Below are 22928 nucleotides of genomic sequence, written 5' to 3' on the forward strand. Positions count from 1 at the left end.
ACCCTTGGCAGACGTAGCGTGCAGTGTGCGGTTGGTGGGCGTCGATAGCGGCCAAGTCGGCGTCGGGGTCGCTTTGGCGTCCAACCCAGCTGACGTGTTCCCATTCTAGGGTTTGTTCGCATCCGCAGGCGGGGCAGCGTACGTAAAATCGCCTCTGGTCTCCGGCTCGGTAGGCGTCATCAATATAGCTGGCACCTTCAATGGTGGGTGTGCTGATCTCCAGAAGAAACCGTTCGTCACCAAAGGTCGCGGCGCGCTGCCACAACAGGCTCACCGGGTGGCCTTCGTCCGTGCGTTCGTAGCCGTCTATTTCGTCGCACACAATCAGTGGTGCTGAGCGCCCGCGCATGGTCTTTGGTGAGCCGGACCAGGCAAACATCAGAAATCCTCCAGGGTAGGATTTCATCCGCTGGTTGTTGACGCCATCGCGGCCACGCGGTTTTGCAATCAGGCGTTGCAATCCTTGGTTGGCTGCAATCAGCGGGGAGAATTTGGTTTCTAACCAGGCTTGTAAATCACCTTGGGAGGGTTGCAGCATCATTTGGCTGCGGGGGCCATTTCGATGCAGTAGCCTTGTACGCATAAGGCCAGCATGGTTTTACCGACTTGTGCGCCCCATTTCAGGGTGACGCGGTAGCAGTCCGGGTCCACCAGCATATCCATGGGTTCGCGTTGGTAGGGGGCGTTGTCTAGGCGCAAGGGGCCTGGAATGGCGTTGCCTTCAGGAATGCGGATGCGTGTCTGTGCCCATTCGGAAGGCTTCATTGCTGGGGGCGGTCGCAGCATCTGTAAGGCGTTGCTGATCATCTGATCAACGCCTTCTTGGTTTTCTAGGGCGGCTATACCTAAGGTTTCAGACATCGTCTGTTTCCTCGTCTTCGTCGGAGTCCGTGTCTTCTTGGGTTAGGTCTAAGGACGCGAGATTTTCTAAGGTTTGGTCGATTTCTTGCAGCAGTACGCGTTTGTATCGGCGCTCGTCGGTTTCACCCAGTAGGAGGGCGACGGTCCGCCCTGGAATAGTGCGTAGGTTGGCACGCACTTCCGCGAATACGCGGGCCAATGTCTTTTCCACCTGCTCCAAAGGAGCAACCTGCTTTTTTGCATCGGCCAAGTGCAACTCTTCGCGTTGCGCTTCAGCGGCGATCTTACGGCGCTTCCATTCTTCAATATCGGCCACCGCCCACCCGCCGCTTCTTCTGCGGCTTTGTCACGTAACCAGCGGGCGACTACAGCCGTGTCAAACGTCCATTCCCGCCCACGTCCACCGCGTTTCACGACTGGGCAGCCGTTACGTGCCCATTGATCAACCGTCGGCAACGCTACACCGAATATCTCCGAAAGGCCTGCACGATTAACCTGTTTTCCTTGCTGTTTCTGTAAAACCATCGGTCGATATAAACAACAAGTGAGAATCAAAACACCACGCACAATGGAAGCCCCGCGGAGTTTCGACCCCGCAGGCCTCCCACATCAGGAAGGACCCGTGAAAATCTGTCAAATTGCAGCTAAATTCGCTCATTTGACGCCTCTATAGCCATCAGATGCCATTGCACCATGGTCACGACGGTGTATCGCTGTCTTCTATTCCGCAGCCCTGCGGTGACCACGGCTGCCCGACGCTGGCCGCCTGTCCCCATGCCGCAACACAGCGCACTTGCGCCGCACACTGCTCATACGCCAAACGCCATGCCAGCGTCTGGCTCAGTAAGTCGCGGACTGTCTCTACACGCGGCAATGGCGGCTCCTCACACGGCTGCAACAAACCCTGCGGCGGTGCAATCACCTCAACGCGGGTCTGCGTGACGATAACTGGCTTGACAGGAACCCCCGTCGAGCAAGCACCCAAGCACGTCAGGCACATCCATATCCAAAAAAGCTTTCGCCTCATCGTGGTGTTGCTCCAAATGTATGATGCGTTGACGTAACACACGGTCGCGCACCGTGATCCGATTCAAATCCGTATGCAGCCCCGCAATCGCCTGCCTGTCGATCTCCCGTAACGCACGTAGCCGCGCAATCGCCGCATCTTGATCACGATTCATCGCAACCTGCGCATCCAACGTGCTTTCCACCGTCGCTAACTGGCCTTCCAGCTGCGCCGCACGTTGCGCTAATTGACTGCGCTCGGACCAGGCCAGCACTGCATGTGCCACCAACGCCACCAACGCACCAATCATCATGTACTCAACCAACAGCCGCACACTGGGCAAACCTCGCCCCACACGGCGCAGTGTATTAACGATCATCCGAACTCCTTCTCCCGCCCCCCACTTTGGGGACAATAAAGCTTTGAATTAGGTCCAAACTGGCAGAGGCCCCAAGCCAACCAAACACCCCCACTGTGACTGCCGTCAGTTGCTGGCTTAACTCCAGCGACTCACATACCCACATCGCAAACAGCCCCACAAGCCCCGCCGCACTGGCTTCGATCAGCACACGCGCCCAGGTCGGTTTCTCGCCGTTGTCGAGCGTGCGCATTAAGTAGCCGAGTACCCCAGCCACCATCGCAAGGCACGTGTAGAACGCTTCTTTCCACCAGGACATCATGGCCGAGGGATCAATCACGGCGACCCTTTAAAGCGGCACGCCGTTGCTTCTCTTCAGCACGCCAGTCACTGCCTTCAAACAATGCACGTTCGGCGGCACGCCTGATGATTAAGCCAGACTGCACACGACCGCCCGCCCATTTCCACACATGAAACTGCTGCGCCGCACCAGCAATATCACCGGCATTAAGCTTGCGTAACAGCGTCGAGCGGTGGAACGCGCCCGCACCAATGTTGAAGCTCAGCGATACCAACGCATCAAATTGATGTTGCTTGAGTGGCACACGCACATAACGCCGCACCGCCGGTTCAAACTCCTTGGCCAATCGAGCACGTAACCGCGCATCCGCTTCCTGCTCATTGGCAAGACACATATCAGGCGTAACGTGCTTGCCCGTCTCACCATAGCCAATCGTCAACACACCCCCAGGACAGGTATACGAGCTCAGCTTGCAACCCTCAAAAAACTTAATCAGTGCAATGCCTTCTTCACCAATGGTCTGCATGACACGTCCCGGAGACATTCATTGCCGCTCATCCTGCGTGTATCCTGGGCATACGTCCTGTGACAGGTTTTCCGTGGCGGGTGCGATGAAATACCGGCAGCGAAATTCCTGACGTGCCTAACACTGATCCCAAATATCTTGGCAATGACATCAAAGGGCACGCCACTACACAAAAGCTCCACAACAGCACAATCCCGCGCATGGCGGGCAATGTAATTGCAATTGGCTGGCTGCAAAATCTCCCCGCCGAAAACATCCACCAGCTTTTGCGCATCCTCCCATCCCAAAATGGATACCAGCCGGTGATGGGGCGATAAAGCCTTAGGAACATACAAAATCACCTTGCCGCTGCGGCGGCCTTTGGGATACGTACGCGGCAACTGACCAATCAGGGTTAACGCTTGCTTCCGTCCGATAACATCAGCCAACTCCTGCACACTAGCAGGCAACTCTGTATCGACAGTGGGCCCCACCCCACCCCCTACGGTATCCCCGCATCCCACAACGCAGGGCTTCCCACCCAAAGGCAAACGCGCCAGCAAGCGAGGCGGATTGGAGTGTTGTAGCAGGCATGTTGTTTGCATTGGTCACTAACCCATCACAAAAAAGCATGGGGACTAGTATAAACCATTGATTATAAAGAAGATTATTGGATGATGCGGCGGTGCTTTCTTCCGTCGGTGTGGCAATGGCTAGATGTACGGTGCGGAGATGGGGTGGCAATTAAAGGTGTGGGGTGTGTGGGTCGTTTTTTATCGTTTTCCTATTTCTCTCTATATATGCTGTATATTTTTTATACAGTGAGTTGTGACGGATAATATAAAAAAGCTAAATACGACCCACACACCCCACACCCTGAGAAAATTAACGCGTAAAATTTTGCAGATTTCATCAAACCCGCAGCGTTTACAGATTCACCACCCCAAAAACGAACAACACCCTCTGCACCCCGCCAACAGTCATTTGCGAGATGCAGAGGGCGCTGCACTACTTTTCGTTATATGCCAGCGTCTACTAACCCTATCCCTTGGATCACCACTAACTCGCGTCGTTTTCCGTCGAGCGTTCTGGTTTCCCGTTTATTTCTGAACTTCGGCACGCACCGTTCCAGCTCGCCAAGAAAACGGGTTTTGGACAACGCGTAAACACCGCTGTCTTTGCACCATTGCGTATAGGCTGGGTATAAGCCGCCACCCATTGGCGCGGTTAGCTTCTCCTCGTGCTCCATCCCCAATACGCACTCATCCTTAATGAACTGGGCGATGCGGTCCTGCTCCGTCTGATAGTCCTTTGAAGCGTCCCTCACAATCCCAGGCGGGTTAAGCCCGTCCCGATACCACTCCACGGCACCAGCGATAACCCACGCTAAGACGCCTTCTCGTTCAGCGGCCAGCTTCTCAGTGATCTTATGGTCTATAGGGTATTGGGCGACCCCCGCCTTTACCTCTTCAGCAGTGCCGAAGCGCGCTTTAAAGGGGATGAGCATTAGGCGACTCCAGATGCCCACGTCCTGCCCCTTGATGACAGGCTTATGGTTAGTGAGTAATTGCAGCTTGTGCGTGGGCTGGAACTCGAAGAAGTCACTACGCATATGACGGGCCTTGAGTGAATCCCCTCCGGTGGCCTGCTTCACGAAGCCTTCGCGCAAGATGCCTCCTTCGCTGGTTTCATTCACCGTCATCATGCGCCGTCCCGCCAGATCGGCAATTTCGGTTGGGTGCCTGTCGTGGCCTCCGTCCATCAGCAGCCCAGGGGCGGCCACACCTGCATAACTGCCAAGAATCCCTGAGATCAGGTCCAGTAGCGTACTTTTCCCGTTACGTCCCATCCCGTACATCACCGCCAGCTTATGCTCACGTACCGAGCCGGTGGCGCAGTAGCCGAACCAGCGTTGCAGAAAGTCACTGAGCGGCTGCTGGGCCTGCCCCTCTTCGCACGTAATGCGCGCCAGTGTCTTTTTAAAGACAGGTGCAGCGGCATCGGGTGTGTAGTTAACGGGGACAACCCGCGTAATGTAATCCTCGGGGCGATGCGCTTTGAGCGTTCCGGTACGCAGGTCCACAGTGCCATTGGCGCAGTTCAATAGCCAGGGGTCCGTGTCCAGCCGTTCCGCTTTCACAACCAACATACTTTTGGCCAGCGCCATCGCCGCCTCTACAGTGCTGCGCATTTCCGACTTCTTGCCCCATGCCTCCAGCGCAGCAGCGATCTTTGCGTTTTTGCTTTTTTCCTTCTCCGTGTCCGCTCGCTTGGTGCGCCATTGCTCCACTTCGCCGCGAATGATTTTTGAGAGTTTTAACGCCAACAGGCGCGCCGCATCCATACCATGCGCCCAGTGGGTGCCTTCCCAGACGAACCAGCGATCAGCAGACACCATCAGCCGTTTGCCGTAATGCTTGGCAATCCGCACTGCGTTCGCTGTGTCAGTGGTTAGGTACAGCGCTTCGGGCACGTCGTGCCGCTCAACGGCAAGCGTGGCAGGCTCGTCCGTGAGGTCCTCGAACATGGCTAGCATTTCCTCATCGGAATAGACTCCTATTTCATGTAGAAACGCCGATTGCGGCACCCCGCGACAGTGGGCGTGCTGGCATACAAACGCGCCATTGGCATAACCTCCGGTATGCGCTGGGTAATACACCGTGGATGTGGGGCTAGAGGCTTGCGTATGCTGCTTAGCCAAGGGGCATTCGATAAAGAGTTCACCGGCCTTACCGGTCGATAAGATAAACCCGCGTTCTTCAAGGCGCACGGCCACAGGGTCGTTGGCAGCAGCGGCCATGAGCTTGTGTTGGCGGCTGGGTTTACCTTCAGTCTTGGCGCTTTCCAGGATCGCCGCATCAATCTCCAGCAATACAGAATCCTCAAGAAAGCCTTTCACAAAGCCGCTGCGCACTGGAACTGGATCGGCCACACCGGCTTCAAATACAGGGGCGGCGGTGTAGTGGATTTGCACCGTATTAAATACAGAAGCATCCAGCCCTGGAGCGCAGACAGCGGCCCAGGCTTTGAGCTGTGCGCTGGTGTACGGCTTATGTAGCCAAAACCACACATGGGCTTTTAGCTTCCCTGCGCACTCAGGACGCCCCGCGCTACTGGATAACTGCCAATGGTAATCTGCGCCGTAGAAGCCAAAGGGAAGATGTGCGTGGAGGAACTCGCCGATGCTCCCTACCGGATCAGCCACCGGATCGCGGCGCACCGGATCGAAATTATCAATCTCAACGAGCATCCAGTGATGCGGGATATCCTCGTACAGCTCGGCAATGCGCCGTACTTTTCCTTTCTGGAACTCAGTATCAAGCGCAGCGGCTTTGGCATCGCCCACATACGCCCCGCGAATCACGCAGGCATGCGGGTTCTGCTCCAGCTCCGTGAGAAGTGCTGACAGCTCGCGGCTATTGTTGAGCGCTCGTTGCTCCACCTGGAAGAACTTGGCGTTGTCGTAGGCTTTCACCGAGCCATCAGCGCGCCATGTTTTGGCGAGGGTATTTACGGGGTGTTTTAGAACCGTGATAGAATCTCTCATAGGAGTTTCACCTTTGTTTTGGGCGAGTTGAGGCCACCCCCTCAGCCCGCCCTTTTTAACTGCGGGGGTGGTTTAACGATTCGGAAGTGACTCCTTACTAATTAAGGAGTACGGCCAGCCAGACAGCCGCAGGTGTTAGCGCAAACGGTAGAAGGCACTGCGGCAACGCCCAGCGAGATTCTCCATGCGCTTAGCACGCGGCCCCACCTCCCGCCACAGATCGCTGACCGCACCGGCTAACGGTGAGCGAATCAGATGTAAGGCTTGTTCAATCGGTTCGATGCGTTCCCGTGACAAATGCCCCGCGACCATCCTCAGCAGTGCGTACAGGTTGAATGCCTCTTCTTCTGTCAAAGTGACAACAGGAGGGTGCGAAGCCGAGTAGCTGCCCGTCTTGCGGATTGAGGGCATGAATTCCAACACATCCAGCACCCAGCGACGAAACGCGGCGGCAACTGAAGTGCGAGCAAACATTGATACCATGTGGCAGCCACGAGGGCTGAAGAGTCGGGTGGGTTTGTCTCCGGTAACGGTGGTCAAATTGACCACCAAGCTCATTTGATAGGTGAACTCTTCGGAATGACGGTTGTAGATGCGCAATACGGATCGTTCATCGGCGTAACCCAAAGCGTGGGCTAGATCGCGTGCGCTTAGGTGAGGAACACCGTCACGGTCGATAATGGAAAGGGATTTGCCGGAAAAACACACGGCAGAGGGTAACTGCGTCATAAAACGTCTCCTGGTTGATCAAGATGACCACGGGGAGACGTTTCTAGGCGTCGCACCCGTAGAAGGCGGGAGGCTAGAAACCTGCAACCAGACAGGCGGACTTCTTCCCCCTTGCGAGGTTTTTTATCCGTCACCCTCCCGCCGTGAAAACGAACGGGCACAAAAAAACCGCGAGATTGACGGATGCGGTAACCGCTGGCTGCAATGGAGTTTCTAGGCTCCTTACTAGCGACGGTACCGCAGCGGTGAATGTGGGTCAAGCTCACGGTGTCTTTGTAACCCAAAGCGTGGGCTAGATCGCGTGCGCTTAGGTGAGGAACACCATCACGGTCGATAATGGAAAGGGATTTGCCGGAAAAACACACGGCAGAGGGTAACTGCGTCATAAAACGTCTCCTGTTTCGTGAGATGACCACGGGGAGACGTTTTTGCGCGCCGCACCCGTAGGTGTCGGGAGGTCAAAAACCGGAAACAGACGGCGGGCAGCTTTCCCCAAAGGGTCTTGTATCGCTGCCGCCCTCCCGACGTAAAAACGTTCAGGCGTAAAAAAACCGCATGGTTTTCGGATGCGGGTACCGCTGTTTCCGGAGTTTTTGATCTCCTTACCAGCGACGGTACCGCAGCGATGGGCAGTGGTCAAGCTCACGGTGTCTTTGTAGCCCAAAGCGTGGGCTAGATCGCGTGCGCTTAGGTGAGGAACACCATCACGGTCGATAATGGAAAGGGATTTGCCGGAAAAACACACGGCAGCAGGTAACTGCGTCATAGAACGTCTCCTGAGTTATGGGATGACCACAGGGAGACGTTCTTACGCGCCGCACCTGTGGGTGTCGGGAGGTTAAGAACCGAACTCAGACGGCGGGCAGCTTTCCCCTTGCGGGTGTTGTATGGCTGCCGCCCTCCCGACGTAAAACGTGCGGGCGTAAAAAAACCGCATGGTTTTCGGATGCGGGTACCGCTGAGTTCGGAGTTCTTAAGCTCCTTACCGAAGACGGTACCGCAGCGATGGGCAGTGGTCAAGCTCACGGTGTCTTTGTAGCCCAAAGCGTGGGCTAGATCGCGTGCGCTTAGGTGAGGAACACCATCACGGTCGATAATGGAAAGGGATTTGCCGGAAAAACACACGGCAGCAGGTAACTGCGTCATAAAACGTCTCCTACTTCATGGGATGACCACAGGGGAGACGTTCTTAGGCGCCGCACCTGTGGGTGTCGGGAGGCTAAGAAACCGGAAGTAGACGGCGGGCAGCTTTCCCCTTGCGGGTGTTGTATAGCTGCCGCCCTCCCGACGTAAAAACGTGCAGGCGTAAAAAAACCGCATGGGTTTCGGGTGCGGTTACCGCTACTTCCGGAGTTCTTAGGCTCCTTACCGAAGACAGTACCGCAGCGGTGGGCAGTGGTCAAGCTCACGGTGTCTTTGTAGCCCAAAGCGCGGGCTAACTCGCGTGCACTCAAGTACGGCGTACCGTCACGATCAATAATGGAAAGGGATTTGCCGGAAAAACACACGGCAGAAGGTAACTGCGACATAGCATGACTCCTGAGGAAAATGGAGTCCGCCACCACGCTTCTAAACAGGGAGGCGGACGACGCGGAGTTAGAAGACCGACCCCAGGACCGGTAGACTTGAAAGTCTCTCCACGCCGCCCGCCATAGGCGAGTTGCGCTGTACGCAAGGCCCACTACCGACGGTAGCGAGCAATGAAAAAGCGCCAACATCGGAAATGGGCGCTTTTCGCGCTGGGGATTCAGGCTTCTAAACCCGGCAGCGGATTTTGCCGCTGCGTGGGTAGCCTGCCTCAGATGCATGATTGGTGTCAAGCTCACGGCGTCACCGTGGCTGGCGAGAATGAGAAGTAGATCGAGACGTTTCTTACGCGCCGCCCTGAGAATGTCGGGAGGGTAAGAAACCGTAGCTAGACGGCGGGCAGCTTTCCCCTTTACAGGGTGTTGTATGGCTGCCGCCCTCCCGACGTAAAAACGTGCAGGCGTAAAAAAACCGCATGGGTTTCGGATGCGGGTACCGCTAGCTACGGAGTTCTTACACTCCTTACCAGCGACGGTACCGCAGCGATGGGCAGTGGTCAAGCTCACGGTGTCACCGCTTGCTTTCATTCTTGATTCCTTGAGGGCTTTTTAAGTCCCTTCAAATAAATCACCACGCCTTCTTCAAGAGGCGAATGCCCATTCTTGGCCCGTAGCAGATAAGCGTCCTTTAGTGCTTGTTTTGCAGCGTGTTCTACCGCTTCATCAACGCAAGCCAGTCCATAGATTTGTGCGTATTGCTCAAACATTTTTCGATCAGCAGGGCTTAGATCAATTTTCACAGGGCCTCCAAAGGGCCTGGTTAGGCACTTCAAGCCGCGTCTGCTTGCCGCTTATCATTCTTTATCGCAGCAGTTGCTACCGATAACGCCAGTTCACGAACCAACGCCGCCGGTTGCATCCCGTTGTACTGAGCCAACGCATTGATTAAATCGCGTTCGGCATCGTTAAAACGCACCTTCACCGGGTGACTACGAATGTGGGTCGGATCGGCATACATAGATTCATTACCAAGGGTTATTCAATGTCATTGAAAAGATCGAATACAGCGCATCAAACGTCACACCGTTTGAATGAGTTACAAAGATTTGCGATTTGCTTTGCGCCAAGAGAGGCAAGGCTGGACTGCGCTAAAAGACGCTCTTTAAGTAAGGGATCGTCCGTTGCTGCTGCTTTCAACCGCAGCAGTTCGGCTTTGGCCTCGTATTCCTTGATGCGGAGTTCGTCCATAGAAACGGGTACACGGGCACGTGTCCGTTCCGAACCATCACGCCGCATCAGGCATCTCCATAAGTGCATTTCCAATCGAAATCGGGTTGGAGCCGATCTGCCGGTAGAATTGGTGTTTCCACACAACCAAATCACTACCGGAGATCGGCATGGAAGAAAAAGTATTCGTTGTAGTACTACATCCAAATGTAGTCTTGAGCCAATTGATCATTAGGAAATTTCACTCCCAAGATGGCCGTTTTGGCAGCCACGCGTTTTGGATTTGCACGCACGTGGACATGGAAAACCACTACCTTTCAGTAGTTCTAGAAGGCCAACCCCCGCCCGGAGAAATTCAAACCCATCCAACCGTTTTCCACATTCCACACAGTGCGGTTGCTTGTGTAATCGAAACCACCAGAGGCGCACTGCCTTCGGTAATCGAGAAAGAAAAGAAGTTGGGAACTCGGGTTTAGGCGGCATCGGACACCTCCTGCCTGTGGCCTGTGGGGGGAGCGCCGAAGATGTCGGGGCGGAGTTGGTAGCGGCTAACGGCACCGTTGGTGACACGTTCAAGTGACTTAACTAACTGATGGCCCGCTCTCTTGTGGCCGAGGGCAATCATGTAAAGGGTTTTATGGCTGCATACAGCTCTTGTAGCTAATTGCACGAGCACAGGGCAGTTGATTTTGCCGCTACCGCCATTGAGTTTGATGTAGTCGAGCAGGTCCATGCCGAAACATTACCTAAAGGGTTATTAACAAGCAATACCCTTTCGATAATTTACCTTCCTGGTAATAAATGGGATCATAGAGATTATGGATGCATTATCCGCACGCACTTTCCACATTAAGCAACTGGTTGCCGCCGCTGGTGGGCCAGTCGAATTCTCACGAAGGCGTGGGGCTGGTCGTTGGTCGCAAGCCCAAGTGAGCCAATGGATTTCCGAAACCAACCCAAAGGGTATCGGTCATAAGCTGGCACGCGCCATTGAAGCAGAACTCGGGTTACCTAACGCTTACCTTGATAGGCTCCCAAGTGTTGATGCACCACACCCCGCAGGCCAGCACATCAAACTTGATACATATGAATTTCAAGCAATTGATGACGATGAGAAGTTGGATCCAGAAGCCAACGTACTTGTTGATGAAGTCGATGTGATGCTCTCCGCTGGTAACGGCGTCCTAATTCCTGAGTTCATTGAAACAAAGTTCCGAATGCCCTTCCCCCTGCCCTGGCTCAGGCACGCACACATCAATCCAAAAGATGTGAAGCTGATGCGCGTACACGGCGACAGCATGGAGCGCACCCTGTTTGATAACGACCGAGTCATGGTGAACTTCGCTGACACCCGTATTCGCGATGGGAAAGTGTATGCCATCGCCATTGGTGGTGAAGCAAAGGTCAAACGACTCTACACCTTGCGTAACAACGGTTTACGCATTGTTAGCGACAACCAAAACAAGGACTCTGAAGGCCATCGTATTTACAAGGACGAGATCGTACCACCTAACGAGATGGAAACGGTTCAAGTGCTTGGCCGCGTGATTGACAGGGGAGGCAGCGGAGGATTGTAGAACCCCATAAACCTTATATAGGAAAAGGACGAAAAGATTTTGAGCAATAAACCCAATCAACCCGCTTCGCCGCCACCTCCTCCTCGAAGAACTCGGGAGCTACCTGTACGCGATTCGCCCAATCACCAACCACCCCCGCCGCCTCCAACACGGTAGTGCTATGCTGTTGGGCATGGACGCCAACAACGCTGAATTGCATACCATGCGATGGGAACTCCTGTGGGGAGTCCAGAAGTCACAGCGCTACCACTCCTGCCGTATGGCATTCTTTGACCGCTGCGACAAGCTGAATTCTGTTATAGGGCTATTGAGTGGTTCCGCAGTGATTGCTTCTCTGGGCCAATACGCGCCACAGTGGATGGCTATTGCTGGAGCAGTCACTGTTACCATCGCCACCAGTATTAATCTGGTGGCTGGAACGGCACAGATGGCCCGTATCCATAGCGACCTACGCCGCCGCTTTTCTCAACTTGAGTCCGACATCGTTAAGCACCCAGACTCAACGCAAGAACAAGTTTCTGCCTGGACTGCACAGCGTCTGGAGATAGAAAGCGATGAGCCGCCTATCTTTGTTGCCTTGGATATTTTGTGTGAAAACCAGGTGACGCGATCTTACGCCCATTTAAAGGACCACCCATCGCGCAAACTGCCCTGGTTCAAGCGTGTTACGGCTCAGTGGTTGAAGTGGGGGAATGCATAACTTGCGATGAGGAAAGATCACCATGTACTCCTCTGTTGTGCTTGAAATGAAACGAAAGAGTCTGGAAATTCCTTATGGAAAACGCTCAGAGTCCTCTAAGGTGGGGAGGATGGTTCTTGATCTTGCCTCTGAAGTTGTCGAAATTCAGGAAGGAAATTCACGCGAGATAGCTCGCATTAAAAAGGGTATGAAGCATGGTGCTGCGGAAGGAAGCAGAAAATTCCGTATTTGACGCGGGAAAGTCCATCACTTGCGGGCGACGGCAATCTGTCCCATGATGCCAGCATGGAAGCACGTATAGTTCAACTTGAAACCATCATCCCCACACTTGCCACCAAGGCCGATGTTGAAAGCTTGCGGGCTGACTTAAATAAGTCGGCAGGTGAACTACTGGCCGACTTAAACAAGTCAGCCGGTGAATTGCGGGCAGACTTAAACAAGTCGGCGGGTGAGTTGCGTGCTGATTTCGAGAAGGCTCAAAAAGAAAACCGGACATGGATGCTCGCCACGGTATTAGCCCTTTTCGCAGGCATTCTTGGTGTTGGCGGCTTCGTGGTCAGCACCATCAAGGGGAGTTATCAAGCGTTACCGGCTCAGTCCGCTCCGATCATCATTCAGGTTCCTGCTCAAGCATTGCAGCCACCGCCGCAGGCTGCTAAGCAGCCGTGACCATCAGTTGCCGTTAAACGGCTCATAACCCTTAAAAACATCAACCCCGCGCTGGCGGGGTTTTTTTTTTTTTTTTTTTTTCGCCTTAAACAAGCAGCCTTCGTGCAACGTAGAAAATTTAATCGATAATTACCTAAAAGGTTATTGAAAGGTAATAACCCTTTAGGTAATATCTCCCCATCGCCCCACGACACCCGCAACCGGCGGCACAGGGGCAAGGAGATATCAAAATGACATTAAACGTTAGCGAGCAAGCCCAGCCTCAGGCCCGCCCACCCGTATCAGAAACTAAAAAAGAGATTGCTGCTGCTTGGGCTGTATGCGAAGCCGCTAGAAAAGAAGTGCGTGATGCTTTATATGACTGCGAAGACGCTGCTATGGACGCGTATGAGGCACGCGAAGCCGCTGAAGAAGGAGCGCGTGATGCTGCTTTTGCTTCATACGACGCTGATAAAAAACAAGAAGCGTTTGGTGCTGCTATGGCTGTTGTGCGTGCCGCTTGGGCCTCCTACGAAGCCGCCGAAGAAGAAGCGTTTGATGAGGTTCGTAGTGAATCCGGAGCGGCTATAACAGAATCACATGCTGCGTACATAGCCGCTAGAGAAAAAGCCAGTGCTGCCTTTGCGGCGTACTACGCCGTTAAAGAAGAAAAAGCGCGTGATACCAATATTGTTATTGATGCTATTCGTGATGCTTTTTATGCCGCCGACCTTGCTGCATACGAAGCCACTGAAGCTGCCGCTAGTAACGGGGTGGCCGCATGACTGCCACGACCGCATCAGAAACTAAAAAAGCGCCATTGTTCTATTGGAACGGCATTCGGGATGAGAAAGGCGGGAAGTTGCAGCATGCCGGTTACTCCTACGAAAAGCCGCACGACAGGGATAACTCGGAAATTAGTGTAATCGCCACGCGTTACACACGCTTTAGCCCTTTAGTGCATGCCTGTTTTAAGGTGTACAACAGCACCGACGTGATGACAGATTATTTTGACGACGATAAGTTCACTGTTGCCACAACGCATCCATTGTATCAGCAAGTGAAAGCTGCCCTTGAGGCGGTGCGTAATCGATCTGCGGCGCAGCTCGCTGCATCGGAGAAAAAACGACAAGAAAAGCGTAATGCTGCTCGTGCTGCGCTCGAAGCCGCTAAAAAAGAAGCGTGTGCTGCGTACGACGCCGCTAAAGACCAAGAAGCGCGTGATGCTGCTTTTGCTGCTGCTCGTGCTGCTTTAGCTACATACGAAGCCGCTGAAAGCATGGGGGTGGCCGCATGAGCACCGCGTCCTTCGGATACGCCCCCACCCCAGAGGGCGTTAGGTTCACCAAAATCTACGACGAACACGGCAAGCACATCATTACGCGTGATGAGCATAAAGGGCTTGAGTGGTTGGCTGGGTATGTCGGCCCAAGCTCGAATGAATACGGCCCTGATTGTGTTGCGGTAAAGGAATGTTGCCAATTAAAGATCGGCGGTTATGACGATTGGCGCGTACCTGAACTTAAAGAGCTGAAAACTATTGGGCTACTGGAGGGATATTGGTATTGGGGGGACTCGGGCCTGTTGTTATGGACCTGCACCCCGTGCGAACAAGAACCGAAAGAAAGAGCAACGGTCTTTAAATTCGGTGTCCATTACAGCTTTGTAGCATCGCGTTCGGATAAGTATCCCGTCCGCCCTGTCCGTGGCCAGATGCGTACTGATGCCACTGCTACACCAAAGGCAGGTGCGTAATGGCTGGCATTGGATATAGCAGTTATAACGATCCGCGCTTACAACCGCATAAAAAGGATTCAGGCAATTTTATCCAACACGCGCTCAACACGTGTAAGCGGTTGCACACGTGCAACATGGCCGAGTGTGCGAAGAACATCATTGTAAGAAGGCATCCTGAGTGCCTCAATTTCTGGTGGGGCATCTATAAGAATTTTCCGCATCTGGCTATCAAGCTCCTCCAACGTCAATACCGACTGCTCCACCTGAAGCTCCACGCATTTACGACGTTGATGTTCATACGCAACAGTCTGATTGCTCAAATCAAAGACAAGATCAGCCAATCCAGCCACCGCAACAACCACACTCAGCAGCGAAACCAACCAAGGCAATCCACTCACAACATTACCAATCGCAACCGTTCCAGCAAGGACACTGGAAAAAACAAACAGCTTGCGGAGCCTGCAATAAAACCGGATATGCCGTTCGTACAAGCGAACGTGATACGCCAAATCAAACTCAGCTTCATATTTAGTGCGTGCTTCTGGCGCTGCTGTGTTCATGAGTTCCTCACTGTTTTTCTGCCGGTGGTGGCTGGGGTATGGGCGCTGGGGGGGGCTGCGTTGGTCCGCGTACGGGAACGCCTGACCTTTTCTCAAAATCCTGTTCATCCGAAATCCGCTTCTCAGTCATGGCTGGCCCCTTGGGGTTTGATGGTTGTTGGGACTTCCATCATAAACGCCCCGAGGGGTTGGCCTCCAAGATTCCAACGCCCCCACAGCAAAGCAGAACGCGCTAAACCCCACCAGAAAGAATGGATTGAGCAACGGTGCACCGCCGATGTCATGCAGGAGGAATACGCATGATTCCTTGCGCCATCACCGCACGCACCAAGCAGGGTGTGTACACCTACACCGGCCTGTTTCAGAAAACTGTTGAGGCGAAGTCTGACGCCTACCGGCGCTTTGGGTTCCCAGCCGTTATTGCCGTCACAGCCATTCACCGCAAATCAATGCGAAACAACACGCATCCCAGCCCGCCACGTGCGGCGTGATTTGACACAGGAAAAACCTACCGATGAACCGCTATCGCACACCGAAAGAACAACACGCTGCACGTTGCAATGACTACGCACACCCTGGGTTAGCCCACTGCATTTTGCGCGATACCCGAGCAATGCCCAATGCACTACGCATCGCCAATTACCGCGTTCGCCGCGCGCACTACGAAGCCGCCAAAACGCTTTCATCGTTATTGATTAAACACTAATCCCGAACGTGTTTCTGGAAGGAGTTTTTATATGTCGCCTCCCATGCCGACAGCACTACTCATGCGTTCAATGAGTGATAACGAACTTGTGAGTGACCTAACAACCAGGCAAGCCGTGGAGCGTTTTACGCCTGTGGAAAGGGAGTTGTTATCGCGTCTTAAAGGCTTGCTAGAAGACTACGAAGCGGTGCGTGACGCACTGGAGCAAGACGGCGATGCGCTGTGATGACAACGGACAACACATCGACACGGAACACCCCACACACGAGAGAAAAAAGCCCATGTTTCCTATCACCGTCACGATTACCGATCAGGCCCAATTAAACGCTGTGTTAGCGGTGCTTAACCCGCCCCGCAGCACGAGCAGCCCCGCGCAACCTGTGCTTGACACTACACCGCGCAGCGATAGCGCCCCCAGCCCTCCACCGGCGGCACCTCCTCCCCCAACGGATGTGGCGCAACCGGCGGCCAATCCTGCTGCTGCTCAGAGCACAACGGACGCTATGAGCACGCCTGGGTATCTTGAGGCGGCGAAGGCGTTAACGGCCCTGTCTAAAGAGCTTGGCAATACATACGCCAAAGACGTGTTGACGTCATTTGGCGTGGCTGGCCTCTCTCAAATCCCTCCGGAGTTGTACCCAACGCTGATGGAGCGCATCGAAGGATTTTACATCGCCCACGAACGCGGTTTGCCCTTAGAGGCTGAGACATGAGCCAGCACGCCATGTTATCCCCGAGCAGTGCGCATCGTTGGTTGCACTGTCCGGCAAGCGTTCCGTTAACGCGCACCTGCAAAGACGACTCCAGCCCATTTGCCGATGAAGGCACCGTGGCCCATACGGTGGCTGCCGACGCATTACGCACCGGCTCCGATGCCAGCGCGTACGTGGGGGCATGCCATGAGGTCAACGGCCACCGCTGGGAAGTCACCGCAGAGATGGCGGCGTACGTGCAGGAGTATGTGGACTATGTACGCGCCATTGCGGGGGTGCGCCTGGTCGAGCAGCCCCTACGCATTGCCTCCATCACTGGGGAGCAAGACGCTAAAGGCACCGCTGATGTGGTGATTTTAGCGGGGGATGAGCTAACCATCGTTGATCTCAAATACGGCAGAGGCGTCAAAGTCTTCGCCGAAGGCAATGAGCAATTGCAGCTGTATGCGCTGGCAGCGCTGAGTGAATTTGGAGGGGTGGAAGCCTTTCAGCACGTGCGGCTAGTGATCGTGCAACCACGGCTTGGGCATGCCGATGAGTGGGTGCGCACCCTCCCCCAGATGGAGGATTTTAGGCGGAAAGTTGCGCAAGGCGCAGCGCGGTGTAGGGCTGCGATGTGGCACTACAACAACGTAGGCGAATTGCCTTCAGAGTATTTCGGCCCCGCAGAAACGCCCTGCCGGTTTTGCAAGGCCAAAGCGAGCTGCCCTGCGTTGGCCACGCATGTACTGAACACGGTGGCAGATGATTTTGTCGACCTCACAAAGCCCATTGTCCCGCAGCTCAGCTACGCGCAGCTGCGCACGTTTGACAACACCACACTGGCCTGCCTGTTTGGCGCAACAGAGTTAATCGAATCCTGGTGCAAATCTATTCGCGACAGGGCAGCAGCGGAGTTGCTTTCAGGTCAGCCCGTGCCTGGATACAAGGTGGTTCAAGGCCGACAGGGGCCGCGCCGTTGGGCGGACATGACCGCCGCTGAAGCCATGCTCAAACAGCTGCGCATCAAATTCAAAGACATGTACGACGTGTCTCTCATCAGCCCCACGCGTGCCGAGAAACTCCACCAGGTCGGAGTCATTGGTGATCGCCAGTGGCCAAAGCTCCAACCGCTCATTCATAGGTCAACAGGGGCGCCCATTGTTGTTCCCACATCGGATAAACGCCCCGCGCTCGCCCTTCAGGACGCGACGGATTTCCAGGACTTGAGCGATATGCCCATCCCCCCACTCCCAGACACAGCACCCTCACTTCAATCTCAGGAGACACCGTAATGAAACTCACCCTAAAAAACGTGCGCTTAGCCTTCCCCGTGTTGTTTGAACCCAAGAAAGTCAATGGCGAAGGCGAGGCCGCCTTCTCGGCCTGCTTCCTCATCGACCCTGCTGACCCGCAAGTCAAAGCCCTTAACCAGGCCATTGACAAGATGGCCAATGACAAATGGGGCGCTAAGGCGGCGGCCCAGCTTAAACAGATGCGTATGGGCGACAGAGTCGCCTTGCATGATGGCGACCTGAAAGCCAGCTATGACGGGTTTGCAGGGCACCTATACGTCTCTGCGCGTAACAAGGCACGGCCACTGGTGATCGACCGTGACAGGACCCCGCTCGCCGCGCAGGACGGCAGGCCGTATGCCGGATGCTACGTCAACGCCAACATAGAACTCTGGGCGCAGGACAACAACTACGGCAAGCGGATTAACGCCTCGCTGGGGGGCGTGCAGTTCTTGCGTGATGGTGAGGCGTTCGCTGGAGGCGGTGTGGCCAGCGTGGAGGACTTCGAGGACCTGAGCAACGTCGCCGAGCTGGAGGATGTTGAAGGAGCCATGCCGTGGGGGTGAATCGGATTCACACCACTGGCAGCACACGAAACGGCAGGGCCGAGAAACGCGCACCCTCCACCGGCTTGCATCGTAAGGACAACATCATGAATGCACCCTCTGAATTCCATCTCCAGTTTGAATCCCACGCCGTGCGTGTCCAGCTCGACGAACACAAGCGGCGATGGTTCAACGCCAATGACATTTGCGCGGCGTTGGAGTTGTTAAATCCGCGTGCTGCACTTGCTCAGCATGTGGATGCGGAGAACGTATCGAAACGCGCCGCCATCGACACTATCGGGCGGACCAAACACGTTAACTATCTTAATGAGTCAGGGGTGTACGCCTTGCTCATCGGCAGCACCAAAGAGGCGGCTAAACGCTTTAGACAGTGGCTCATCAGTGAAGCACTGCCCGCAGCCGCAGCTCGAAAAGCGGGCCAACACATTGTCCCGCTGCATCACGCGCCTTCCATCCCAAGCCCCTTCCAACCCACAGAGGACCACGCAATGAATGCAATCACCCCATTCCAATTTGAATCGCACGCCGTGCGTACCGTGGTTGATGATCACGGTGAAGTGTGGTTTGTCGGCAAAGACGTTGCCGATGTACTCGGTTACACCAACCATAACAAAGCTTTGGGCGATCATTGCAGGGGGGTGCCGAAGCGTTACCCCCTTCAGACGTCAGGCGGAGTTCAAGAAATCCGGATCATCTCCGAGCCTGACATGCTCCGCTTGATTGTGAGCAGCAAACTCCCTGCCGCAGAGCGGTTCGAGCGTTGGGTATTTGAGGAAGTCCTGCCCACCCTGCGCAAGACAGGCAACCGTCCCGCGCTTGACCACTCCACTCATTCCGCCAACGCAATCACTCCATTCCAATTTGAATCAAAAGATGTGCGTATTCAACTCGACGAGGCCAATGCGCCTTGGTTCAACGCCAACGATGTTTGTGCCGTTCTGGAGTTTGGTAATCCACATCAAGCCATTGAATCCCACGTGGATGTAGATGACCTCCAGAAGTTGGAGGTCACCGACGCGCTGGGGCGAACTCAACGCGTTAACCACATCAACGAATCCGGTTTGTACTCCCTGATCATGGGCAGCACAAAACCTGCGGCCAAGCGTTTTAAGCGTTGGGTGACGAGCGAAGTTCTGCCCACCCTGCGCAAGACAGGCACCTACTCCACACCAGGAGCACTGCCCACCTTGCCTGGGCCGACACAGGATCGCGTTGCCGCACTCCTGTTAATCGGCCAATTCGTTTCCAAAGTGACTGGCGTAAAACCAGGAATTGCTGCCGCCGCGACATTGGCCTGTATCAAAAGCAATACGAATTTAACGACCGAAGAAATACGCCGCGCATTGCCTGCGTTACAGGAACCGCTTTGCCTGCTCAACGCCACGCAACTAGGCAAGCAGCTGCATTGCTCGGCCAAGGCGGTGAACCAATTATTAGCCTCCAGTGGCCTGCAATTCCGTAATGAACGCGACGACTGGGAATTAACCGAAGCCGGTCGCGTATGGGGCGAAGCCATTCCGTACTCACGCAACGGGCATAGCAGCTACCAAATTCTCTGGAATCCGACGGTGGTTGACTCGCTGAAGGTCGCCGCCTGAGATGGCCACCGCGCAGCCACCCGCACCGATCCTATGGGGGGACCTAGAGACGTACTCCCCCGTCCCGATTGCCCATGGCGTGCATGCGTATGCCGAGCAAGCACAACTGTTGCTGTTTGCTTACGCCTTGGGTGAGGGGCCGGTGCAGGTGTGGGACTGCACCGCCACGGCAACGATGCCTGAGGAGCTGTCGGCTGCGCTGCACAACCCCGCGGTGCTGCTGTATTTCCACAACTCCCATTTTGACCGAACCGTACTACGCCATTGCGGCATCAGCATCCCCTTGGAGCGCTGGCGCGATTCAATGGCCCAGGCCTTGGCCCATGCGCTGCCTGGGGCGCTGGGTACGCTATGCGAGCTGCTGCGCGTTCCTGTGGAGCAAGCCAAGGCCAAGGACGGCAAACGGCTCGTTGCACTGTTTTGCAAACCACGCCCGACCCACTGCACGTTGCGCCGTGCCACACGTGACACCCATCCGACCGAATGGGCACAGTTTGTGGAGTACGCCAGGCGCGATGTGACGGCCATGCGGGACGTGGTGAAGCGCTTGCCGTCCCACAACTACACGGGGGCGGAGCTGGCGCTGTGGTTTCTGGACCAAACTATTAATGACCGAGGCGTTCTGGTCGATACGGACTTAGCGCAGGCCGCCATCGGCGCTGTGGAACGCGCCAAGCAAGCATTGGCCGAGCGCACCAGTGACCTCACAGCAGGAGTGGTGCAGGCGGCAACCCAGCGCGATGCACTGTTACACCACCTGAGCACCGCGCACGGCGTGGCGTTGCCGGACATGCAGCAACACACGGTAGAGCGTTGCCTTGACGATCCGCTGTTGCCAGAGACGGTGCGGGAACTGCTGTCCATCCGCAGGCAAGCCAGCACCACCAGCACCGCTAAGTATCAGGCGCTGCTGAACTGCACCAGCCGCGATGGCCGCCTGCGCGGCACGCTGCAATTCAACGGGGCCAGTCGCACCGGACGGTGGGCGGGGCGGCTGTTTCAGCCGCACAACCTGCCCCGCCCCACGCTCAGCCAAGAAGCGATCACGGTTGGCATTGATGCCATGAAAGCCGGTTGTGTGGATTTAGTATTTGACGATGTCATGGCGCTGACCAGCAGCGCGCTGCGCAGCTGTCTGATTGCACCAACCCATAAAAAGCTGGTCGTGGCCGATCTGTCCAACATTGAAGGCCGCGTATTGGCGTGGCTGGCCGGTGAAACCCCCAAGCTGCACGCGTTTGGTGAGTTTGATACCTGCCAAGGGGTGGATGGTACATGGCACAGCGGCGAGGCCATCACTCACGGCGCACTGCGCGGGGCACCGATCGCCTTGCAATGGAATGCCGAGCACGCGCCTATTCGCAAAGGGGACGACATTTACAAGCGCGCCTACGCCCATTCGTTCGGGATAGCGCCCCAGGCCGTGACCAAGCAGCAACGCCAAATCGGCAAAGTGCAGGAATTGGCCTTGGGGTATGGCGGCGGTGTCGGGGCCTTTGCCGCCTTTGCGGCCATGTATCACATTGATTTGGAGGCGATGGCCGCGCAGGCCGCCTTACCGCCGCTGCTACTTCAGGAGGCAACGGAACTGCTTGAATGGACCAAGGCCAACCACCGTCCCACCTTCGGCCTCTCAGATCGCGCATGGTTGGCCTGCGATGTGTTTAAGCGCGCATGGCGCAACGCGCATCCGGCCATTGCCGCGTTTTGGCAGGCGTTGCAGTGCGCAGTCACAGACGCCATCGGCCACCCCGAAACGGCGCACACCTGCTGCGGTATCACAGTGCAGTACAGCCGTGCATGGCTGCGTCTGCGTCTGCCGTCGGGGCGGGTGCTTTACTACGCCGCTCCCAGAGTCGATGAGCACGGCGCGCTGTCCTACATGGGCACGCATCCGGTAACGCGCAAATGGACGCGCATCACCACCTACGGCGGCAAGCTGGTCGAGAACATCACCCAAGCTGTCAGCCGCGACGTGTTGGCCGCCTGCATGCCTGCGATTGAAGCCGCCGGATACAGCATCGTGCTTACCGTGCACGACGAAATCATTACCGAAGCCGATGACAACGCCGCTTTCAATGCCGCGCACTTGGCCGCACTCATGGCCACACCGCCCCCCTGGGCACAAGGGTTGCCCTTAGCGGCGGAAGGCTTTGAAACCCACCGGTATAGGAAGCAATGATGACCATTCCCCGTGAGCGGACAATCGAACGTTATTTAGTGGCCCAGGTCAGGGCCAAGGGCGGTGAAATCCGCAAGGTGAAATGGGGGGGCCGCCACGGTGCGCCGGACCGTATCGCCATGCTGCCCAACGGGCGCACCCTGTGGGTGGAACTCAAAGCCCCAGGCCAGCAGTGCACACCGCATCAAGTCCGTGAGCATGAGCGCATGCGCGGCATGGGCCAGCGCGTGGTCGTGGTCGATTCCTTAAAAGGCGTGGATGAGGTGCTGGCGTGACTCAGAAAAACGCTTTGATGATCAGTGCAGCAACGCCCGCCACGAGCACGCCTAGCATCCACTTGAGTAGGAGCATTTCGCCTTTAACTTCAGTGAACCCTTTATCTATTTTTGATTCGAGCTTTAACTCCAGCTCCCGCAAATCTTGCTTTGTCGCAAGGTCTTGCAAATTCGTTTCCAGCACTTCGGCCAAGGCTTCGGCTTCAGCCTCTGCGTGCGCCGCAGGAACCCCTGCCGTTTTCAGCCGGTTCGCAAATTTAAGCGTATCGAACGCTACAGATGTCACACAGTCCCCCGCTTTAGCTCCATGTGGTGGCGAGTATAGCAGCGTG

Annotated in this window: 34 protein-coding genes and 3 pseudogenes; 17 read left to right on the plus strand and 20 right to left on the minus strand. The window is 55.5% G+C overall.

The genetic code is table 11. The annotated features are described in order from the left end of the window. Positions 1–4: 4 nt before the first annotated feature. From F7G16_RS12820 to F7G16_RS09460, 18 genes and pseudogenes are all read right to left on the minus strand, one after another. Positions 5–861 (minus strand): annotated as a pseudogene (locus F7G16_RS12820) (phage terminase large subunit family protein); the annotation flags it as partial. Then, positions 854–1177: a terminase small subunit gene (locus tag F7G16_RS12575; protein WP_275940760.1), complete on the minus strand. Its 324-nt coding sequence runs from the start codon at positions 1175–1177 to the stop codon at positions 854–856. The gene F7G16_RS12575 and the pseudogene F7G16_RS12820, both read right to left, overlap by 8 nt. 77 nt (positions 1178–1254) lie before the next feature. After that, positions 1255–1386 (minus strand): annotated as a pseudogene (locus tag F7G16_RS12580) (terminase small subunit); the annotation flags it as partial. 172 nt (positions 1387–1558) lie between these two features. Continuing rightward, positions 1559–1888 (minus strand): Rz1-like lysis system protein LysC, encoded by a 330-nt coding sequence (gene lysC, locus F7G16_RS09385; protein WP_425510553.1) that lies wholly within the window; start codon positions 1886–1888, stop codon positions 1559–1561. After that, complete coding sequence (locus F7G16_RS09390; protein ID WP_011097939.1) at positions 1785–2246, minus strand: hypothetical protein; 462 nt, start codon at positions 2244–2246, stop codon at positions 1785–1787. Before F7G16_RS09390 ends, lysC begins: the two co-directional genes overlap by 104 nt. Next, complete coding sequence (locus F7G16_RS09395; protein WP_004086884.1) at positions 2236–2565, minus strand: phage holin family protein; 330 nt, start codon at positions 2563–2565, stop codon at positions 2236–2238. The genes F7G16_RS09390 and F7G16_RS09395 overlap by 11 nt, the downstream gene beginning before the upstream one ends. Beyond that, positions 2558–3052, minus strand: a complete 495-nt coding sequence (locus tag F7G16_RS09400; RefSeq protein WP_011097941.1) for a lysozyme — start codon at positions 3050–3052, stop codon at positions 2558–2560. Before F7G16_RS09400 ends, F7G16_RS09395 begins: the two co-directional genes overlap by 8 nt. Then, positions 3019–3636 (minus strand): hypothetical protein, encoded by a 618-nt coding sequence (locus tag F7G16_RS09405; protein ID WP_014607783.1) that lies wholly within the window; start codon positions 3634–3636, stop codon positions 3019–3021. The genes F7G16_RS09400 and F7G16_RS09405 overlap by 34 nt, the downstream gene beginning before the upstream one ends. A gap of 413 nt (positions 3637–4049) precedes the next feature. Next, positions 4050–6578, minus strand: a complete 2529-nt coding sequence (locus F7G16_RS09410; RefSeq protein WP_128712484.1) for a DNA primase family protein — start codon at positions 6576–6578, stop codon at positions 4050–4052. Positions 6579–6713: 135 nt separating this feature from the next. Continuing rightward, positions 6714–7307, minus strand: coding sequence for a BRO-N domain-containing protein (locus tag F7G16_RS09415; RefSeq protein ID WP_128712483.1), 594 nt, complete (start codon positions 7305–7307; stop codon positions 6714–6716). Further along, complete coding sequence (locus tag F7G16_RS09420; protein ID WP_128712482.1) at positions 7304–7693, minus strand: BRO-N domain-containing protein; 390 nt, start codon at positions 7691–7693, stop codon at positions 7304–7306. The genes F7G16_RS09415 and F7G16_RS09420 overlap by 4 nt, the downstream gene beginning before the upstream one ends. Continuing rightward, the gene (locus tag F7G16_RS09425) at positions 7690–8073 is read right to left on the minus strand and encodes a BRO-N domain-containing protein (RefSeq protein WP_061278107.1); all 384 of its coding nucleotides are present in this window, start codon (positions 8071–8073) and stop codon (positions 7690–7692) included. Before F7G16_RS09425 ends, F7G16_RS09420 begins: the two co-directional genes overlap by 4 nt. Further along, positions 8070–8453, minus strand: coding sequence for a BRO-N domain-containing protein (locus F7G16_RS09430; RefSeq protein WP_206614042.1), 384 nt, complete (start codon positions 8451–8453; stop codon positions 8070–8072). The genes F7G16_RS09425 and F7G16_RS09430 overlap by 4 nt, the downstream gene beginning before the upstream one ends. Continuing rightward, a complete protein-coding gene (locus F7G16_RS12375; protein WP_243857840.1) occupies positions 8450–9400 on the minus strand; it encodes a BRO-N domain-containing protein in 951 nt (316 codons plus the stop codon). Before F7G16_RS12375 ends, F7G16_RS09430 begins: the two co-directional genes overlap by 4 nt. Positions 9401–9417: 17 nt before the next feature. Next, the gene (locus tag F7G16_RS09445; protein ID WP_128712480.1) at positions 9418–9666 is read right to left on the minus strand and encodes a hypothetical protein; all 249 of its coding nucleotides are present in this window, start codon (positions 9664–9666) and stop codon (positions 9418–9420) included. After that, positions 9663–9851 (minus strand): plasmid mobilization protein, encoded by a 189-nt coding sequence (locus tag F7G16_RS09450; protein ID WP_004085135.1) that lies wholly within the window; start codon positions 9849–9851, stop codon positions 9663–9665. The genes F7G16_RS09445 and F7G16_RS09450 overlap by 4 nt, the downstream gene beginning before the upstream one ends. A gap of 53 nt (positions 9852–9904) precedes the next feature. After that, positions 9905–10129: a hypothetical protein gene (locus F7G16_RS09455; protein ID WP_174856288.1), complete on the minus strand. Its 225-nt coding sequence runs from the start codon at positions 10127–10129 to the stop codon at positions 9905–9907. 403 nt (positions 10130–10532) lie between these two features. Beyond that, the gene (locus F7G16_RS09460) at positions 10533–10793 is read right to left on the minus strand and encodes a helix-turn-helix domain-containing protein (protein ID WP_012382631.1); all 261 of its coding nucleotides are present in this window, start codon (positions 10791–10793) and stop codon (positions 10533–10535) included. Positions 10794–10878: 85 nt separating this feature from the next. Here F7G16_RS09460 and F7G16_RS09465 point away from each other — a divergent pair, with 85 nt between their 5' ends. From F7G16_RS09465 to F7G16_RS09495, 7 genes are all read left to right on the plus strand, one after another. After that, positions 10879–11637 carry a S24 family peptidase gene (locus tag F7G16_RS09465; protein WP_011097952.1) on the plus strand — a complete coding sequence of 253 codons (759 nt, stop codon included), beginning with the start codon at positions 10879–10881 and terminating at the stop codon, positions 11635–11637. Between the two features lie 160 nt (positions 11638–11797). Then, entirely contained in the window at positions 11798–12337 is a 540-nt protein-coding gene (locus F7G16_RS09470) for a hypothetical protein (protein ID WP_011097953.1), read from the plus strand. A 22-nt stretch (positions 12338–12359) separates the two neighbouring features. Further along, positions 12360–12569 carry a hypothetical protein gene (locus F7G16_RS09475; protein ID WP_012382632.1) on the plus strand — a complete coding sequence of 70 codons (210 nt, stop codon included), beginning with the start codon at positions 12360–12362 and terminating at the stop codon, positions 12567–12569. 53 nt (positions 12570–12622) lie between these two features. After that, complete coding sequence (locus tag F7G16_RS09480) at positions 12623–13006, plus strand: hypothetical protein (protein ID WP_012382633.1); 384 nt, start codon at positions 12623–12625, stop codon at positions 13004–13006. 230 nt (positions 13007–13236) lie between these two features. Further along, positions 13237–13770 carry a hypothetical protein gene (locus F7G16_RS09485; protein ID WP_071869852.1) on the plus strand — a complete coding sequence of 178 codons (534 nt, stop codon included), beginning with the start codon at positions 13237–13239 and terminating at the stop codon, positions 13768–13770. Further along, entirely contained in the window at positions 13767–14282 is a 516-nt protein-coding gene (locus F7G16_RS09490; protein WP_071869851.1) for a hypothetical protein, read from the plus strand. Before F7G16_RS09485 ends, F7G16_RS09490 begins: the two co-directional genes overlap by 4 nt. Continuing rightward, positions 14279–14740 carry an Lcl domain-containing protein gene (locus F7G16_RS09495; RefSeq protein ID WP_072866385.1) on the plus strand — a complete coding sequence of 154 codons (462 nt, stop codon included), beginning with the start codon at positions 14279–14281 and terminating at the stop codon, positions 14738–14740. Before F7G16_RS09490 ends, F7G16_RS09495 begins: the two co-directional genes overlap by 4 nt. 59 nt (positions 14741–14799) lie before the next feature. Here F7G16_RS09495 and F7G16_RS09500 read toward each other — a convergent pair whose 3' ends face one another. Next, on the minus strand, positions 14800–15390 hold the full coding sequence (locus F7G16_RS09500; protein ID WP_225621683.1) for a hypothetical protein: 591 nt from the start codon (positions 15388–15390) through the stop codon (positions 14800–14802). 191 nt (positions 15391–15581) lie between these two features. Between F7G16_RS09500 and F7G16_RS09505 the strand changes: the two genes are divergently transcribed. From F7G16_RS09505 to F7G16_RS09545, 10 genes and pseudogenes are all read left to right on the plus strand, one after another. Then, entirely contained in the window at positions 15582–15773 is a 192-nt protein-coding gene (locus F7G16_RS09505) for a hypothetical protein (protein ID WP_012382634.1), read from the plus strand. Positions 15774–15796: 23 nt separating this feature from the next. Continuing rightward, on the plus strand, positions 15797–15988 hold the full coding sequence (locus tag F7G16_RS09510) for a hypothetical protein (protein ID WP_038233160.1): 192 nt from the start codon (positions 15797–15799) through the stop codon (positions 15986–15988). Between the two features lie 31 nt (positions 15989–16019). Continuing rightward, the gene (locus F7G16_RS09515) at positions 16020–16214 is read left to right on the plus strand and encodes a hypothetical protein (protein WP_004086187.1); all 195 of its coding nucleotides are present in this window, start codon (positions 16020–16022) and stop codon (positions 16212–16214) included. Then, entirely contained in the window at positions 16204–16701 is a 498-nt protein-coding gene (locus F7G16_RS09520; protein ID WP_167405117.1) for a hypothetical protein, read from the plus strand. The genes F7G16_RS09515 and F7G16_RS09520 overlap by 11 nt, the downstream gene beginning before the upstream one ends. Further along, complete coding sequence (locus tag F7G16_RS09525) at positions 16698–17975, plus strand: DUF2800 domain-containing protein (protein ID WP_012382637.1); 1278 nt, start codon at positions 16698–16700, stop codon at positions 17973–17975. The genes F7G16_RS09520 and F7G16_RS09525 overlap by 4 nt, the downstream gene beginning before the upstream one ends. Then, the gene (locus F7G16_RS09530; RefSeq protein WP_004090881.1) at positions 17975–18541 is read left to right on the plus strand and encodes a DUF2815 family protein; all 567 of its coding nucleotides are present in this window, start codon (positions 17975–17977) and stop codon (positions 18539–18541) included. Before F7G16_RS09525 ends, F7G16_RS09530 begins: the two co-directional genes overlap by 1 nt. A gap of 86 nt (positions 18542–18627) precedes the next feature. Further along, positions 18628–18924, plus strand: a pseudogene (locus F7G16_RS12825) (BRO-N domain-containing protein); the annotation flags it as partial. Between the two features lie 105 nt (positions 18925–19029). After that, entirely contained in the window at positions 19030–20139 is a 1110-nt protein-coding gene (locus F7G16_RS09535; protein ID WP_004088917.1) for a BRO-N domain-containing protein, read from the plus strand. A 1-nt stretch (position 20140) separates the two neighbouring features. After that, positions 20141–22321 (plus strand): DNA polymerase, encoded by a 2181-nt coding sequence (locus tag F7G16_RS09540; RefSeq protein ID WP_011097961.1) that lies wholly within the window; start codon positions 20141–20143, stop codon positions 22319–22321. After that, complete coding sequence (locus F7G16_RS09545) at positions 22318–22596, plus strand: PDDEXK family nuclease (protein WP_011097962.1); 279 nt, start codon at positions 22318–22320, stop codon at positions 22594–22596. The genes F7G16_RS09540 and F7G16_RS09545 overlap by 4 nt, the downstream gene beginning before the upstream one ends. 1 nt (position 22597) lies before the next feature. Here F7G16_RS09545 and F7G16_RS09550 read toward each other — a convergent pair whose 3' ends face one another. Next, a complete protein-coding gene (locus F7G16_RS09550; RefSeq protein WP_011098229.1) occupies positions 22598–22882 on the minus strand; it encodes a DUF1640 domain-containing protein in 285 nt (94 codons plus the stop codon). Positions 22883–22928: the final 46 nt, after the last annotated feature.

Origin of the sequence: Xylella fastidiosa, from assembly GCF_011801475.1 — a bacterium.
GTDB lineage: Bacteria > Pseudomonadota > Gammaproteobacteria > Xanthomonadales > Xanthomonadaceae > Xylella > Xylella fastidiosa.